A 15343-nucleotide genomic window follows, 5' to 3' on the forward strand; every position below is an offset into this window, starting at 1 on the left:
ACAGGCGCTTCCATCGTAGCGAGCGACGCTCGTGTCACACAGTCGGCCGAATGGCTAATGTTGAGCCGCCGCGCGATTGGCGTTGCGGCGCTTGATCAGGTAGCCGAGGATCACGACGAACAGCGCACCGGCAATGCTCATCCCATATTCGGCTACCGGCGTATCGAGGACCGGCCAACGGTCGCCTGCCGGATCGTTGATGATGAGCCCGCCCGCAATCCACCCGAGCAACGCGGCGCCGAGCGTGATCACGATCGGGAAACGGTCCAGCAGCTTCAGCACCAACTGGCTGCCCCACACGATCAACGGAATGCTCACCACCAACCCGAAAATCACGAGCGCGAGGCGATGCTGCGGGTCGGCGGCCTCGGCCGCGCCCGCAATGGCGATCACGTTGTCGAGACTCATGACGGCATCCGCGACGATGATCGTCTTGATTGCCGAGATCAGCTTGTCAGCGGGCTTCACGTTCTCGTGCGCGTCGTGCGCCGGCGCCATCAGGCGAACGCCGATCCACAACAGCAACAGCCCCCCCGCGAACTTCAGCAGCGGCACGTCGAGCAGCGCAACCGCGAACGCAATCAATACGACACGCAACAGGATGGCGCCCGCCGTGCCCCACAGCACGCCCTTCGTGCGCTGGGCTGGCGGCAGATTGCGACAGGCAAGCGCGATCACGACGGCGTTGTCGCCACCCAGCAGGATGTCGATGACGATGATCTGAATGACTGCGCCCCAATGGAGCGTGGCGAGGAACTCGAACATGAGCGAAAGAATAGAAGGGAACGGGAAGCGCGGCCAATAAAAAAGCGGAGGAGTGTTTAACTCCCCCGCTCTTGAAACCGCACGCTAACGAAAGGATCTCGTAAGCGTATCAAAAAAGGCGCTCTAACTGGGCGCCAGTTTCGATTTACAGCATGGCCTTCAGAAGACGCGCCATTTCCGACGGGTTCTTCGTGACCTTGATGCCGCATGCGTCCATGATTTCCAGCTTCGCTTCGGCCGTATCGGCACCGCCCGAGATCAGCGCGCCGGCGTGGCCCATGCGCTTGCCCGGAGGCGCCGTCACACCGGCGATAAAGCCGACCACCGGCTTCTTCATGTTGCCCTTGATCCACTCGGCCGCGTTCGCTTCGTCCGGACCGCCGATCTCGCCGATCATGATGACGGCGTCCGTTTCCGGATCGTCGTTGAACATCTTCATGACGTCGATGTGCTTCAGACCGTTGATCGGGTCGCCGCCGATGCCGACTGCCGACGACTGACCAAGGCCGATCGCCGTCAACTGGCCAACCGCTTCATACGTCAGCGTGCCCGAACGCGACACGACGCCGATGCGGCCCTTGCGGTGGATGTGGCCCGGCATGATGCCGATCTTCAGCTCGTCCGGCGTGATCGTGCCCGGGCAGTTCGGTCCGAGCAGCAGCGTCTTGCGGTTTTCGCGACGCATGCGGTCCTTGATCTCGATCATGTCGCGCACGGGAATGCCTTCCGTGATACAGATTGCGAGATCCAGGTCGGCTTCGACTGCTTCCCAGATTGCGGCAGCAGCGCCCGCCGGCGGCACGTAAATCACCGACACGGTCGCGCCCGTTTCAGCCTTGGCTTCAGCGACGCTCGCGTAGATAGGAATGCCTTCGAAGTCTTCACCGGCACGCTTCGGGTTCACGCCGGCAACGTACGCTTCGCGGCCGTTTGCGTATTCACGGCAAGCACGCGTGTGGAACTGACCGGTTTTGCCGGTGATGCCCTGCGTGATGACCTTGGTGTCTTTGTTAATCAGAATCGACATGTATTGACCTCTGTTCGTTTGGCGTCGCGCGGGAGCGCCACTGGACGACACGTTCGCCGCCAGCGTCGCTCGCGCGATGCCATTCGTAATCCTGGTTAATCCTGGTAAACGCGCTGTGGACTAGGCTTACGCCTTGCCCGAAGCGGCCGCGACGACCTTCTGAGCCGCTTCTTCCATGCTGTCAGCCGCGATGATCGGCAGACCGGATTCAGCGAGCATCTTCTTGCCCAGGTCTTCGTTCGTGCCCTTCATGCGGACCACGAGCGGCACCTTCAGCGACACGGCCTTCGACGCCGCGATCACGCCTTCCGCGATCACGTCGCAGCGCATGATGCCGCCGAAGATGTTGACCAGAATCGCGGTCAGGTTCGGGTTCTTCAGCATGATCTTGAACGCTTCCGTGACCTTCTCCGTCGTGGCGCCACCGCCCACGTCGAGGAAGTTCGCCGGTTCGCCGCCGAACAGCTTGATGGTGTCCATCGTTGCCATTGCGAGGCCCGCGCCGTTCACCAGACAGCCGATGTTGCCGTCGAGCGAGATGTACGCCAGATCGAACTTCGACGCTTCGACTTCAGCCGGATCTTCTTCGTCCAGATCGCGATACGCGACGATTTCCGGATGACGGAACAGTGCGTTCGAATCGAAGTTGAACTTTGCGTCGAGCGCGATGACCTTGCCGTCGCCCGTCAGGATCAGCGGGTTGATTTCGGCGAGCGATGCGTCGGTTTCCCAGAATGCCTTGTAGAGGCCTTGCAGGATCGCGCGCGCTTGCGGGATCGATGCGTCGGGCACGCCGATTTTCTTCGCGAGGTCGTCAGCTTCGGCGTCCTTCAGGCCCGTCGACGGATCGACCGCAACCTTGTGGATCAGCTCGGGCGTCTTTTCCGCGACTTCTTCGACGTCCATGCCGCCTTCGCTCGATGCCATCACGACGATCTTCTGCGAAACACGATCGATCACGAGGCCGACATACAGTTCCTTCTTGATGTCCGCGCCTTCTTCGATCAACAGGCGATTCACCTTCTGGCCTTCCGGACCAGTCTGGTGCGTGACGAGTTGCATGCCGAGGATCTGGTTCGAGTATTCGCGAACCTGTTCCAGCGACTTGGCAACCTTCACGCCGCCACCCTTGCCACGGCCACCCGCGTGGATCTGAGCCTTCACGACCCAAACCGGGCCGCCGAGCTCTTCCGCGGCCTTGACCGCATCATCCACCGAGAAGACCGGCTTGCCGCGCGGTACCGCGACGCCGAATTTCCGCAGGATTTCCTTACCCTGGTACTCGTGAATCTTCATGCGTGATTCCCTTCAGTCTGAGAGTTGGATTGAACTTCGTTTCCGCTACCGTCCAACATGCCGGGCGCATTGCCCCTGCCTTCTTGGCGGGCCGCCCCGTTGTCTGGCGATGCCGGGCGGTCAGCTGGGCGTGGCGCATAGCCATACCAGCGCGGGTAAAACTTCTGCACTGCCTCCCCGTCGAAACGCAGCGCCTGGCAGCGTCCCAACTGGAATGGCGGTTTGTCGTTTAAACGTTCGGCGGTACCGTCGGCCGACTCATTTTCTGAACTGGCGCTCGCGCCTGCCGCCTTGTCACCGGTATCCCACACGTCGCCGGCGAACGCCTGGATAGCAGCGGTCGGCAGGATCGCGCACAACTCGGTGAGATGCGTGCAACCAGCCGTGCCGGCCAGCAAACGGGCAGCATCGCGACGGAAGTTGTGAAGGAGATTGAGCCCGATGAGGGCACGGTAGGCAGGATTGCTGGCTTGGCATAGCCCGGGATAGGGCACCCAGTCGGACGACGCCTCGGCGTCGACGACATTGAGCTTGCGATCGATGGTGATGCGAAGCCAGAGTTCATGGATCGGTTGACCATTGGGCCGGACGCCCGACGCAAGCGCCACATCGCGTGGCTTTTCGTCGGTCAAGCACGCTTCCACATCCCACAGGCCATCGGCTCGCTCAAAAGCTTCCGCTCTGATTGCGCGGCGATGGCGCAATTGACGGGGCACTGGCGAGGAAAGCGGCATGCGGAAAGGAAAGGCCGAATTGGAAAACGCGTGAATTTTAGCATACTGGGTATTTGAGACAGCCTCGAATGCGGCGAAACGGCCTGCAGGCCGCCCAGAGCCGGTTTCGTGCTCGACGATCCTGCGCGCGGTCGCGGACTACTCCCCGGCTTGCGCCTATTCACCGCTCCATTCTTCGTCGATGCCTTTGAGGATTTTGCCGATCGTGGCGCCCGAAAAACCGCGCGATGCGAAAAAGCGCGCCTGCTTCGCGCGCTCGGCCGGTGTCTGTGGAAGTTCGCCGAACTTCTTGCGCCACACCGCTTGGGCACGCGCAAGCTCCGTTTCGCGCAATTGGGCACTCGCCTCTTCGACTAGCGTTTGGTCGACAGAATGCTGCTTCAATTCGCCGACGATCCGGCTCGTGCCCATTCGCGACGACCGGCGATGAATCAGACTTTCGGTGAAACGCGAATCGGACAGCCAGTTCTCGGCTTCCAGCGTATCAAGCAGCGTATCGAGCGAGTCGTTCTCTTCGACGAACGGCTTCAGCTTACGTGCAAGTTCGCTGCGGCTATATTCGCGACGAGACAGATAGCCGAGCGCGCGCCCCTTAAGCGAACGTGCGGGACGCTGGGATTTTTTCGCTTCGTTTTGCCCGGACTTCGCGTCGGCGGATGCTCGGCGTGAGTCACGTGAGCGGCTATACGTGGGCTCGGTAGCCGTGGCATTTCCTGCAGTCTCGAATGGGTCCGAGAAATCTGCGGAATTTGGGCTAGCAGGCGGTTTGTGAGACTGGGCGCGCCGCGGGCCACGGCCCGCAGCGCGATCATGCGCGTCGAACGATTCGGACGGATCGACCGAATCGTTCTCGTCATTACGCGGGCCGCCCGCGTTGCGTCCGCTATCGGACAGTGGCCGGCCCTTGCGTATCACGTAATGGTTACTCTTCTTCGCCCGCGACTTCTGCGCCTGCGCCGGTCACCGCTTCAGCCATTGCATTCACGCCGAGCGATTCGCGGATACGGTTCTCGATTTCACGAGCGATGTCCGGATTCTCGCGCAGGAATTCGCGCGCGTTGTCCTTACCCTGGCCGATACGCTCACCGTTATAGCTGTACCACGCGCCGGCCTTGTCGACGATCTTGGCTTGCACGCCCAAGTCGATGACTTCGCCCTGACGCGAAATACCCTCGCCATACAGGATGTCGAAAATCGCCTCGCGGAACGGTGGGGACACCTTGTTCTTGACCACCTTCACGCGCGTTTCGTTGCCGATCACTTCGTCGTTCTTCTTGATCGAACCAATGCGGCGAATATCCAGACGCACCGACGCGTAGAACTTCAGCGCGTTACCACCCGTAGTGGTTTCCGGGTTGCCGAACATCACGCCGATCTTCATGCGGATCTGGTTGATGAAGATCACGAGGCAATTCGTGCGCTTGATCGTGCCAGTGAGTTTGCGCAGCGCCTGCGACATGAGACGCGCTTGCAGGCCCGGCAGCGAATCGCCCATTTCGCCTTCGATTTCAGCCTTCGGCACGAGCGCCGCGACCGAGTCGATCACGATCATGTCGATCGAGCCCGAACGCACCAGTGCGTCGGCAATTTCCAACGCCTGTTCACCCGTGTCCGGTTGCGAAACCAGCAGGTCGTTCACGTTCACGCCGAGCTTGCCCGCATACTGGATATCCAGCGCGTGTTCCGCGTCGATAAACGCTGCCGTGCCGCCCAGCTTTTGCATTTCAGCAATAACTTGCAGCGTCAACGTGGTTTTACCCGACGACTCCGGACCGTAAATTTCAACCACGCGGCCACGCGGCAAACCGCCGACGCCAAGTGCGATGTCGAGGCCGAGCGATCCCGTTGAAACGACCTGGATGTCTTCGACTACCTCACCTGCGCCGAGCCGCATGACCGACCCTTTGCCGAACTGCTTTTCGATCTGCGCGAGGGCGGCAGCGAGTGCCTTGCTCTTTTCAGCAGTCAGTCCAGCCGAGCCTTTCTTGCTTTCTTCCATGAATCGTCCTTTGCTATGATGAACGGCGTCTGAGGCAGATGTGCGGCCCACCTTTTGAAGGACAGCACACGAAACCCAGACACTGTATAAAAAAACAGTGGTTTTGGCAAGCGCGATTCTCATGCGAACGCGCATGTTTACCGCCGCGCTGCCCAAACCACCCACAATAATTTTCGGAGACCGCTGTGCGCCGCGGGGACACCCGAGGTGCCGGCCAAGCCTTGAGCTGGCGCACCATGCGAATTCTGATTGCCGAAGACGACAGCATACTCGCGGACGGTCTGGTTCGATCACTCCGCCAATCGGCCTATGCTGTCGATCACGTGAAGAGCGGCGTTGAGGCCGATACGGCGCTGTCCATGCAAAGTTTCGACCTGCTGATTCTCGATCTCGGCCTGCCGCGCATGTCCGGACTCGAGGTGCTACGCCGCCTGCGCGCTCGCAACTCCAATCTGCCCGTACTGATCCTGACCGCTGCGGACAGCGTCGACGAACGGGTCAAAGGCCTCGATCTCGGCGCCGACGACTACATGGCCAAGCCGTTCGCGCTCAACGAACTCGAAGCGCGGGTGCGCGCGCTGACGCGGCGCGGTGCGGGCGGCGGCCCGACGGTCGTGCGGCACGGTTCGCTGTCTTTCGACCAGGTGGGCCGGATCGCCTATATCAACGAGCAGGTGATCGAGCTTTCGGCGCGCGAGCTCGGACTGCTCGAAGTACTGCTGCAGCGAATCGGGCGTCTGGTTTCGAAGGAGCAACTCGTCGATCATCTGTGCGAATGGGGCGAGGAAGTCAGCAACAACGCGATCGAGGTATACGTGCACCGGCTGCGCAAGAAAATCGAGCCGAGCGGTGTGCGCATCATTACCGTGCGCGGGCTCGGTTACTGTCTCGAGAAGGCGGTCGCGCCCGCAAACCTCAGTACGAACGCCGCCGCGTCGGCGCCCGCTGAGCCCGAACCCGAGCCGCCTTCTTCGCCTTCATCGCCGCAGTCAGACGGGATGCCGGCGAGCCACCACTACAAATAGAGCACACCCATGTCCGCACGCGCCGATCGCGCGACGGCCCGCGCGGCGGATCTCGACGAGGCGCGCGACGAGCGCTACGCCAATCCGTTCGCTCCGCCCGACGAAACCGAAGCCGCCGCCGAGGCCCGCCCGCGCTCGCTATTCGGTGAAATTCTCGACTGGATGCTCGCGCCGCTGTTGTTGCTGTGGCCGATGAGTCTCGCGGTGACTTATCTGGTCGCCAAGTCGATCGCGAACGGACCGTTCGACCGCGCGCTCGAAACCGACGCCTATGTGCTCGCGCGCCAGATCCACCCGGTCAACGGCGTGGCCGAACTGACGCTGCCCGACTCCACACGCGACTTTTTACGCACGGACAACGTCGACAGTGTTTTCTATCAAGTGCTCGGCACGCGAGGCGAACTGGTGGCCGGCGAGCGCGACATGCCGCTGCCGCACGAAGAAGACCGGCCGCAACCGGGGCTCGTCGCATTTCGCGACGACATGCTGCGCGGCAACGACATCCGCGTGGCCTATACGACGGTCGAGTTTCCGCAGACGCCCGGCGCTGAGCCCGTGCTCGTTCAGGTCGCCGAGACGCTCGACAAACGCAGTCAGCTTGCCAACGACATCATCAAAGGCGTGATCCTGCCGCAGTTCGTGATCCTGCCGCTCGCCATCCTGCTCGTGTGGTTCGGCCTGTCGCGTGGTCTCGCGCCGCTGCACGCATTGCAGGCGCATATCCGCGCGCGGCGCCCCGACGATCTGTCGCCGCTGGAAGCGCGTCGCGCGCCTCCGGAAATCGAGCCCCTCGTCACGTCGTTCAACGATCTGCTGACGCGCCTCGAACAGAACATGGAATTGCAGAAGCGCTTCATCGCCGACGCCGCGCATCAGATGAAAACGCCGCTTGCCGGCCTGCGGACCCAGGCGGAGCTGGCGTTGCGGCAGGACGCGTCGGCGGAAGTGCACCGCTCGCTCGAGCAGATCGCGACGAGTTCGGAACACGCGGCCCGCCTCGTCACGCAGTTGCTGGCGCTCGCTCGCGCGGAAAACCGCATGTCCGGACAGATTTTCACGCCGGTGGAAGTGACAGAAGTGGCCCGCAACGCCGTGCGCGACTGGGTGCAGGCCGCGTTCGCCAAACAGATGGATCTCGGCTACGAAGCGCCGGACGAGCCCGTCGAAGTCGAAGGCAATCCCGTCATGCTGCGCGAAATGTTGTCGAATCTCATCGACAACGCCATTCGCTACACGCCGGCGGGCGGCCGCATCACGGTCAGGGTGAGACACGAGAAAGCCGCTCGGCTCGTGCATCTGGAAGTGGAAGATACAGGCCTCGGCATTCCAGTGGCCGAACGTTCGCGAGTGATCGAACGGTTCTACCGGATTCTCGGCCGTGAGGGCGACGGCAGTGGCCTCGGGCTTGCGATCGTTCGCGAGATTGCGACGATGCACGGCGGCGAGCTGACTATCGACGACAACATCTATCAGAACTCTCCGCGGCTCGCAGGCACGCTCGTACGTGTCAGTTTGCATGTGCTGGAACGGGGCAGGACTTACCCTAACGCGAACTGACCGCGACGGGCGCCAGATAGCGAGATAGGCGGCGTTCATGCCACGCGAGGCGACGTTGCATGCCAGTTGACGGATGTTCACGACATTCCGCCGGCGCATCAAAAGCTGCGGCAGCAGCCCTTCATGTCAGAAGGCCGTAAGTTTTCACTCCAATAATCGGTTACACGGGAACGCCGCGGGCCGGCGCACCGCGTGCATATCAATATTGGAGACGACATATGGCTACCGTTGGCGGACACATTTCGCCCGTGCCCATGACGCGCGATGAGAAGCGGGTGATCTTCGCATCGTCGCTAGGTACGGTTTTCGAGTGGTACGACTTCTATCTGGCCGGTTCGCTCGCGGCCTTCATCAGCAAGAGCTTTTTCTCAGGCGTCAATCCGACTGCGGGCTTCATCTTCACGCTGCTCAGTTTCGCCGCGGGCTTCGCAGTCCGGCCGTTCGGTGCGGTGGTGTTCGGACGGCTCGGCGATATGGTCGGCCGCAAGTACACGTTCCTTGTCACGATCGTGATCATGGGTCTGTCGACCTTCCTGGTCGGCTTCCTGCCCGGCTATGCGGCGATCGGCATTGCTTCGCCGGTGATTTTCATCGCGATGCGCATGCTGCAAGGCCTCGCACTCGGCGGCGAATATGGCGGCGCTGCAACCTATGTGGCCGAACACGCGCCGCCGGGACGTCGCGGCTTCTACACCGCGTGGATCCAGACGACTGCCACGCTCGGCCTGTTCCTCTCGCTGCTGGTCATTCTCGGCGTGCGCACGGCAATGGGCGAAGACGCGTTCGGCGCGTGGGGCTGGCGAATTCCGTTCATCGCGTCGATCCTCCTGCTGGGCGTTTCGGTGTGGATCCGGTTGCAGTTGCACGAATCGCCGGTCTTCGAGCGCATCAAAGCAGAAGGGAAGACGTCCAAGGCACCGCTCTCCGAGGCTTTCGGCCAGTGGAAGAACCTGAAGGTCGTGATCCTCGCGCTGATCGGGCTGACCGCCGGCCAGGCCGTGGTCTGGTACACGGGCCAGTTCTACACGCTGTTCTTCCTGACGCAGACGCTGAAGGTGGACGGCGCGACGGCCAACATCATGATCGCCATTGCGCTTCTGATCGGCACGCCCTTCTTCCTGTTCTTCGGCTCGCTGTCGGACCGGATCGGCCGCAAGCCGATCATCATGGCCGGCCTGCTGATCGCGGCACTCACGTACTTCCCGCTGTTCAAGGCGCTGACGCACTATGTCAACCCGGCGCTTGAAACGGCCACGGCGAAGGCGCCGATCGTGGTGATCGCGAACCCGGACGAATGCTCGTTCCAGTTCAATCCGGTCGGCACGTCGAAGTTCACGAGTTCGTGCGACATCGCGAAGAGCGCGCTTTCGAAGTCAGGCTTGAACTACGAAAACGTCGCGGCTCCGGTGGGCACGCTTGCGCAGATCAAGGTCGGCGATACGGTGGTCTCCACCTATGACGGCAAAGCCGCCGACGCCAAAGATCAGGGGAAGGTGTTCGACAAGTCGCTTTCGACGACGCTGAAGTCCGCCGGCTATCCGCCGAAGGCCGATTCTTCGCAGATCAACTGGCCGATGAGCGTGGTGATTCTGACGATCCTCGTGATCTACGTGACGATGGTCTACGGACCAATCGCGGCGATGCTGGTCGAGATGTTCCCCACGCGAATCCGCTATACGTCGATGTCGCTTCCGTATCACATCGGCAACGGCTGGTTCGGCGGCTTCTTGCCGGCCACGGCGTTTGCGATCGTCGCGGCGAAGGGCAATATCTACTCGGGCTTGTGGTATCCGATCGTGATCGCGCTCATTACCTTCGTGATCGGCATGCTGTTCGTCCGTGAAACCAAAGACTCGGACATCTACGCAAAGGATTGAGGCGCCCTGCCCGGGCGGCAACTGAAAAAGTTGGGCGCCGGGGGTTGACAGCCCCCGGTGCTATCCTCATAATCTCGCTTCTTTCGGCGAATTAGCTCAGTTGGTTAGAGCGACGGAATCATAATCCGCAGGTCCGGGGTTCGAGTCCCTGATTCGCCACCAGTTGCAAGAAAAAGCCGCTGATCCGCAAGGTTCAGCGGCTTTTTTGTTTTACACCCGCAACTTCAAGGAGGTTTCTTGATGACGTTCCGCACCGCCGCGCGCGCCGTGGCTGCCGTATCGATCGCGCTTCTCGGCGCCGCTTCCGCAGCTGCCGTTCTGGCGCAATCGACCGACAATCAGTGGCGAGCAAGTCAGACCACGTTGTCGACACTCCTGCAAAACGGCTACAAGATCGTCGCCGTCGTCAATACGCCTCGCGGCGCGGGCGGTCCCGCCGACACGATCTTCGTGCAGCGCGATCAAAGCGCTTTCAAGTGCATCGATCCACAAGCGCCGGAAGCGGGCAAAACCGCGCCGGGCTGCTATGAACTTGCGCCGCCGTCGGGCACGGCTACAGGCTCCGAAGCGAAATAGCACGCGACCGGAAGCGGCTGCGCCAGTTGCGTCGTTGACACCCGGCGCTGGCGGTCACTTCGACGCCGTTCAACCCCGCCGTTCCAGTCGAAAATTCGCCAGCGGCTCGAACCGCGGCATGCCGGCATTGAAATGCATGAACCACGCAGTTGGCGTCAATGGTCGCTTATCTAAACGACCTCACGCTGACATTCATCGCCGCGAAGCTGCCGGTCTCCGTCTACTGACACTCCACCAGACGCATAAGACGCAAGAAGCCTCGACGGCACATGCGGCGATGAACCGGTCACGCCTCGATGCGGGCGCGCGTCACGCTGAGCAGGCGCGCCATTGCGTCGCGCGCCCTGTGCGCGTCGCGGTCGCGAATCGCCTCGAACACCGCCGTATGTTCGGCGAGCGAAGCGTTGAAGACGTCCGCACGTTTCGCATTCAGCCGAAGCTGCGCCTCGAGCGTGCGCTCGATCAGCGTGCCCAGCGGTATCAGCAGTTCATTGCTGCACGCAATCAACACGCTCAGGTGAAATTGCAGATCGGCCCGCACCCATTCATCGACGTTACGCGCACCGGTCATCGCGGCGTGAGCGGCTGCAAGTGCGCCGAATGTCTCGTCGGAATGTGAAGCGGCCGCGAGACCCGCGGCATACGGCTCGATCATCTCCCGCATTTCCTGCAGCTTGAGCGCGAACTGCATCGGCTCGGCGACGCGCGAATACCAGTCGAGCACGTCGACATCGAGCAGATTCCACGCGTGCCGTGGCCGCACCCGCGTGCCTACGCGCGGGCGCGATTCGATCAACCCTTTCGACGTCAGCGTGCGTAGCGCCTCGCGTAACACCGTGCGGCTCACGCCAAACGCGTCCATTAGCTCCGCCTCACGCGGCAGAATCGAATCGGGCGCGTAATCGCCGCGCAATATCGCAGTAGCCAGCCTGTGGGCGACGCGCCCATGCAGATCGTGCTGAATAGGTTCCTCCTTGCGGCGAGGCCGCTCAACATGTGGCGAATAGTACTATTAATAGTACTGTAGCGGCCTTTTGTTGTAGCATGAGGATCCTCGAAAATTTGGCATGCGATCGGAGACGCACACTATGAAAATCACCAAGCTCGAAACTTTCATCGTTCCACCGCGCTGGTGCTTCCTGAAGATCGAGACCGACGAAGGCATCGTCGGCTGGGGCGAGCCGGTGGTCGAGGGCCGCGCGCATACGGTCGCGGCAGCGGTCGAGGAGTTGTCGGACTATCTGATCGGCAAAGACCCGCTTCTGATCGAAGACCACTGGCAGGTCATGTATCGCGCAGGGTTCTATCGCGGCGGTCCGATCACGATGAGCGCGATTGCCGGCGTCGACCAGGCACTGTGGGACATCAAGGGCAAGCATCACGGCGTGCCGGTGCACGCGCTGCTCGGCGGCCAGGTGCGTGACCGGATCAAGGTGTATTCGTGGATCGGCGGCGATCGTCCGAGCGACGTCGCGAACAACGCGCGCGCCGTGGTTGAACGGGGCTTCAAGGCCGTCAAGATGAACGGCTCAGAAGAGCTACAGATCATCGACACCTTCGACAAGGTGCAAGGCGTCATCAACAACGTCGCGGCCGTGCGCGAGGCGGTAGGGCCGAACATCGGCATCGGCGTGGACTTTCATGGCCGCGTGCATAAGCCCATGGCCAAGGTGCTGGCGAAAGAACTCGACCCGTACAAACTGCTCTTCATCGAAGAGCCAGTGCTTTCGGAAAATGCAGAAGCGCTGCGCGACATCGTCAATCAGACGAACACGCCGATTGCACTGGGCGAGCGTCTTTATTCGCGCTGGGACTTCAAGCACATTCTGTCCGGCGGCTACGTCGACATCATCCAGCCGGACGCGTCGCACGCGGGCGGGATCACCGAGTGCCGCAAGATCGCGTCGATGGCCGAAGCCTACGACGTCGCGCTCGCGCTGCACTGTCCGCTCGGCCCGATTGCACTGGCAACTTGTCTGCAGATCGACGCCGTGAGCTACAACGCGTTTATCCAGGAACAAAGCCTCGGGATTCACTACAACCAGGGCAATGACCTGCTCGACTACATCAAGAACCCCGAAGTCTTCAAATACGAAGACGGCTTCGTGTCGATTCCGCAAGGTCCGGGCCTCGGAATCGAAGTGAACGAGGAGAAAGTACGCGAGATGGCGAAGGTCGGCCACCGCTGGCGCAATCCGGTCTGGCGTCACGCGGACGGCAGCGTCGCCGAGTGGTAATCGCTTCACTCGCTTGCTGACGGACGCCGCCTTCGGGCGGCGTTCTCTTTTGGGCACCGTGACAGATTACGGCGCTACGACTTGCGTCGCCCCGGCCTTGCCCGAAAGGCTTGCTTGCCCTTTGTTCGGCATCAGACAGATGTATGGCCTGCTCCTTGCTGAAATGCGTCCGAACAACGAATGCATCGGGGAGTCTCATGGGCGAATTCATTCCGGATTATCTGCTGCGCGAGCAGGCGGCCGTCGGCGCGCTGGTGCTATTCGGCGTGCTTCGCGTGATCGGCGCGGCCGTTGCCTATGAACGCGGCTGGCGCATCGCGGCGATTGAAAAATGGTTTGTCGTCGCCGCCGTCGTGTACTGCATCCCCCAGCTTTTCGATCTGCTCATGCATGTCTACGGCGCCCATGCGGCAGCAGCGGAACTCGAAGGCAAAGTAGCTGGCTGCGCAATTGCGCTATTTTGTGCGCCGATTCTCGGTCATCGGCTGGGACTCGAATGAATTGGTCGATCGGCCGAATGCTCGACACGCGGTTGTTCACTTGAGTTGGTGATCGCGCCGCACGTTGAAACCGTGCGGCGCATTCTTACGCGGATGCATAGACGTGTACGCAATACAGCCCGCGCGGTGACGCCGGTCCTCTCGCGTATAGAACTCAGTTCACCATCGCGAACGCCGGCACGCTATGCGACAGCGCTGCGGCTGCGACGAGAACGCCGATCATGGCAAGCGCTTCCAGATAAAGCACGTTGGTGAACGTATGGGCGTCCATCGTCGATGCAGTACGGCGCAGACGCGGAAGCGCAAGGAAGCGATTGAGGCCGCCGAGCACGAGCGCGAGACCGACAAGCGAAAGCTTGAGGATCAAAACGTGGCCCCATGTGCTCGACCCGATCGCCTCGAATGAGCCACCGGAGCCGCGCACCGCGTTGAAGATGCCGGAGAGCAGCACGAATCCCACCGCGACCACCGACACGTTCGACACCTGCGTCGCTGTGCGGATCAATATGCCGCGCGCGGTCGACAAGCCGAGCGCCGGCAACACCGCCAGTCCGGCTGTAATCGCGAGGCCGGCCCACACGCTGGTCACGAGCACGTGAAGCGTTTGCATTGCGATGGCCGCGGATGCCGGCCCTGCGTCCACCGCGTGCCCGAGCGACGCCTTGCCTGCGGCGATTGCAATCACCGCGAGCCACAGCAGCGCGTTGCGCAACATGCCGCTATGAGCCGTCATTGCCGTGCCCAGCAACACCAGTGCGCCCGCGAACGCAATGCTCCAGCCGTAGCCGACATGCGTTTGGGTAAGCACCGTCGGCACGAAGGCAAATGCGGCGGGAAGCGCAACGCCACTCATCGACGCCGCCTGATACAACAGCCAGCCGAGGTCTGCGAGCACCAGGACGACGCTCGCCGTCAGCATTGAACGTTGCGCGCGCAACCAGGCGGCACGCCCGGGCGCGACCTTCGCCTTGGCGTCGTTCGCGAGCCACGCGCCGAGCAATGCCGAACCGACGGCAAACGCAAACGCGACATTCATGAGCGCGGCCATGGCGACCTGCCCGATCCACAATCCGTCGATGCTCATTTGACGATGAACGCAAAGTCGCCTTGCGTGCGATGACCGTCGGTGGCCACGGCGGTCCAGTGCACCGCGTAGCGTCCCGCGCCCAACTGCGGCAGCGGCAGATGCATGACACGCGCGTCGTGCTTGTCGACTTCCGACGCAGCGGGCGCAGTTGCCTTGCCGTTCGCGTCGTTCAGCGCGATTTTGCTGAAGGCCGGCTCGAGCGGCTCGCTGAAGTGAAGGGTGACCTCTGCGGGTGCCGCGACTTCGGCGTTGGCTGCAGGTTCGCTCGAAACGAGATGCGCATGTGCGAATGCCGAGGACGTCATAACGAGCGCCGCGGCGCCGAGCGCGGACGAAAACCACGCCGGACTGAAAAGATTGATTAGCTTCATGTAAGGCCGATAGCGGATGAACGGGAAAACGGCGGGCGCCTGCCGGACCGGTTGAACCGGGTCCCTGGCCGCGGACAGATCTCGTCCGCGGTTCGGCGCCCGGAAGTGTACGCTTCGATGGCACGCGCGCGGGTCGGTTCAACATCGAGCGGACAAAAGTTTGCCGGGTACAGCGATTGCAGCGGTGGACCACGCAGCGAAGTCTGAAAGTCGCGGCGGTTCCGTGCGGCGATGCGCGTCAAACTGTCGCACGCCCGTGACGGCCGTAAGCTTGTCGAATGTGGCAAATAGT

15 protein-coding genes and 1 tRNA gene are annotated in these 15343 nt (G+C 61.9%); 7 read left to right on the forward strand and 9 right to left on the reverse strand.

Annotated features, from left to right (window positions below; genetic code table 11):
• Positions 1-54: 54 nt before the first annotated feature.
• From J2W46_RS08640 to recA, 6 genes are all read right to left on the reverse strand, one after another.
• Positions 55-765 carry a TerC family protein gene (locus J2W46_RS08640; RefSeq protein WP_087752945.1) on the reverse strand — a complete coding sequence of 237 codons (711 nt, stop codon included), beginning with the start codon at positions 763-765 and terminating at the stop codon, positions 55-57.
• Between the two features lie 145 nt (positions 766-910).
• Entirely contained in the window at positions 911-1792 is an 882-nt protein-coding gene (gene sucD / locus J2W46_RS08645) for a succinate--CoA ligase subunit alpha (protein WP_020069249.1), read from the reverse strand.
• Positions 1793-1918: 126 nt separating this feature from the next.
• A complete protein-coding gene (gene sucC, locus J2W46_RS08650) occupies positions 1919-3088 on the reverse strand; it encodes an ADP-forming succinate--CoA ligase subunit beta (protein WP_020069250.1) in 1170 nt (389 codons plus the stop codon).
• Complete coding sequence (locus tag J2W46_RS08655) at positions 3085-3822, reverse strand: DUF2889 domain-containing protein (protein WP_087752946.1); 738 nt, start codon at positions 3820-3822, stop codon at positions 3085-3087. Before J2W46_RS08655 ends, sucC begins: the two co-directional genes overlap by 4 nt.
• Before the next feature lie 156 nt (positions 3823-3978).
• Positions 3979-4737, reverse strand: coding sequence for a recombination regulator RecX (gene recX / locus J2W46_RS08660; RefSeq protein ID WP_310352848.1), 759 nt, complete (start codon positions 4735-4737; stop codon positions 3979-3981).
• Positions 4738-4744: 7 nt separating this feature from the next.
• Positions 4745-5821: a recombinase RecA gene (recA, locus tag J2W46_RS08665; RefSeq protein WP_020069253.1), complete on the reverse strand. Its 1077-nt coding sequence runs from the start codon at positions 5819-5821 to the stop codon at positions 4745-4747.
• A gap of 236 nt (positions 5822-6057) precedes the next feature.
• On the opposite strand from recA, the gene J2W46_RS08670 reads away from it, so the two are divergent.
• From J2W46_RS08670 to J2W46_RS08690, 5 genes are all read left to right on the forward strand, one after another.
• Positions 6058-6846: a response regulator transcription factor gene (locus J2W46_RS08670; RefSeq protein ID WP_310352851.1), complete on the forward strand. Its 789-nt coding sequence runs from the start codon at positions 6058-6060 to the stop codon at positions 6844-6846.
• Between the two features lie 9 nt (positions 6847-6855).
• Positions 6856-8403, forward strand: coding sequence for a sensor histidine kinase (locus J2W46_RS08675; protein WP_310352852.1), 1548 nt, complete (start codon positions 6856-6858; stop codon positions 8401-8403).
• A 218-nt stretch (positions 8404-8621) separates the two neighbouring features.
• A complete protein-coding gene (locus J2W46_RS08680) occupies positions 8622-10280 on the forward strand; it encodes an MFS transporter (RefSeq protein ID WP_020069256.1) in 1659 nt (552 codons plus the stop codon).
• An 85-nt stretch (positions 10281-10365) separates the two neighbouring features.
• Positions 10366-10442, forward strand: a tRNA-Met gene (locus J2W46_RS08685).
• Between the two features lie 78 nt (positions 10443-10520).
• On the forward strand, positions 10521-10856 hold the full coding sequence (locus J2W46_RS08690) for a hypothetical protein (protein WP_310352855.1): 336 nt from the start codon (positions 10521-10523) through the stop codon (positions 10854-10856).
• A gap of 286 nt (positions 10857-11142) precedes the next feature.
• Here J2W46_RS08690 and J2W46_RS08695 read toward each other — a convergent pair whose 3' ends face one another.
• Positions 11143-11820 (reverse strand): FadR/GntR family transcriptional regulator, encoded by a 678-nt coding sequence (locus J2W46_RS08695; RefSeq protein WP_310353097.1) that lies wholly within the window; start codon positions 11818-11820, stop codon positions 11143-11145.
• Positions 11821-11944: 124 nt separating this feature from the next.
• Between J2W46_RS08695 and dgoD the strand changes: the two genes are divergently transcribed.
• Together dgoD and J2W46_RS08705 are read left to right on the forward strand one after the other, a co-directional pair.
• Positions 11945-13093 (forward strand): galactonate dehydratase, encoded by a 1149-nt coding sequence (gene dgoD / locus J2W46_RS08700; RefSeq protein WP_020069259.1) that lies wholly within the window; start codon positions 11945-11947, stop codon positions 13091-13093.
• Between the two features lie 197 nt (positions 13094-13290).
• Positions 13291-13593 carry a hypothetical protein gene (locus J2W46_RS08705; protein ID WP_214877852.1) on the forward strand — a complete coding sequence of 101 codons (303 nt, stop codon included), beginning with the start codon at positions 13291-13293 and terminating at the stop codon, positions 13591-13593.
• A gap of 154 nt (positions 13594-13747) precedes the next feature.
• Here J2W46_RS08705 and J2W46_RS08710 read toward each other — a convergent pair whose 3' ends face one another.
• Both J2W46_RS08710 and copC read right to left on the reverse strand, forming a co-directional pair.
• The gene (locus J2W46_RS08710; RefSeq protein WP_020069261.1) at positions 13748-14677 is read right to left on the reverse strand and encodes a CopD family protein; all 930 of its coding nucleotides are present in this window, start codon (positions 14675-14677) and stop codon (positions 13748-13750) included.
• Positions 14674-15051: a copper homeostasis periplasmic binding protein CopC gene (gene copC, locus J2W46_RS08715; protein ID WP_310352860.1), complete on the reverse strand. Its 378-nt coding sequence runs from the start codon at positions 15049-15051 to the stop codon at positions 14674-14676. Before copC ends, J2W46_RS08710 begins: the two co-directional genes overlap by 4 nt.
• Positions 15052-15343: the final 292 nt, after the last annotated feature.

This window comes from Paraburkholderia strydomiana, assembly GCF_031456815.1.
GTDB classification, from domain to species: domain Bacteria; phylum Pseudomonadota; class Gammaproteobacteria; order Burkholderiales; family Burkholderiaceae; genus Paraburkholderia; species Paraburkholderia caledonica.

Bases quoted from the DNA above. Each gene is read 5' to 3' on its own strand.
- J2W46_RS08640 (WP_087752945.1), bottom strand. From the start codon at position 765: ATGTTCGAGTTCCTCGCCACGCTCCATTGGGGCGCAGTCATTCAGATC.
- sucD (WP_020069249.1), bottom strand. From the start codon at position 1,792: ATGTCGATTCTGATTAACAAAGACACCAAGGTCATCACGCAGGGCATC.
- sucC (WP_020069250.1), bottom strand. From the start codon at position 3,088: ATGAAGATTCACGAGTACCAGGGTAAGGAAATCCTGCGGAAATTCGGC.
- J2W46_RS08655 (WP_087752946.1), bottom strand. From the start codon at position 3,822: ATGCCGCTTTCCTCGCCAGTGCCCCGTCAATTGCGCCATCGCCGCGCA.
- recA (WP_020069253.1), bottom strand. From the start codon at position 5,821: ATGGAAGAAAGCAAGAAAGGCTCGGCTGGACTGACTGCTGAAAAGAGC.
- J2W46_RS08670 (WP_310352851.1), top strand. From the start codon at position 6,058: ATGCGAATTCTGATTGCCGAAGACGACAGCATACTCGCGGACGGTCTG.
- J2W46_RS08675 (WP_310352852.1), top strand. From the start codon at position 6,856: ATGTCCGCACGCGCCGATCGCGCGACGGCCCGCGCGGCGGATCTCGAC.
- J2W46_RS08680 (WP_020069256.1), top strand. From the start codon at position 8,622: ATGGCTACCGTTGGCGGACACATTTCGCCCGTGCCCATGACGCGCGAT.
- J2W46_RS08690 (WP_310352855.1), top strand. From the start codon at position 10,521: ATGACGTTCCGCACCGCCGCGCGCGCCGTGGCTGCCGTATCGATCGCG.
- dgoD (WP_020069259.1), top strand. From the start codon at position 11,945: ATGAAAATCACCAAGCTCGAAACTTTCATCGTTCCACCGCGCTGGTGC.
- J2W46_RS08705 (WP_214877852.1), top strand. From the start codon at position 13,291: ATGGGCGAATTCATTCCGGATTATCTGCTGCGCGAGCAGGCGGCCGTC.
- J2W46_RS08710 (WP_020069261.1), bottom strand. From the start codon at position 14,677: ATGAGCATCGACGGATTGTGGATCGGGCAGGTCGCCATGGCCGCGCTC.
- copC (WP_310352860.1), bottom strand. From the start codon at position 15,051: ATGAAGCTAATCAATCTTTTCAGTCCGGCGTGGTTTTCGTCCGCGCTC.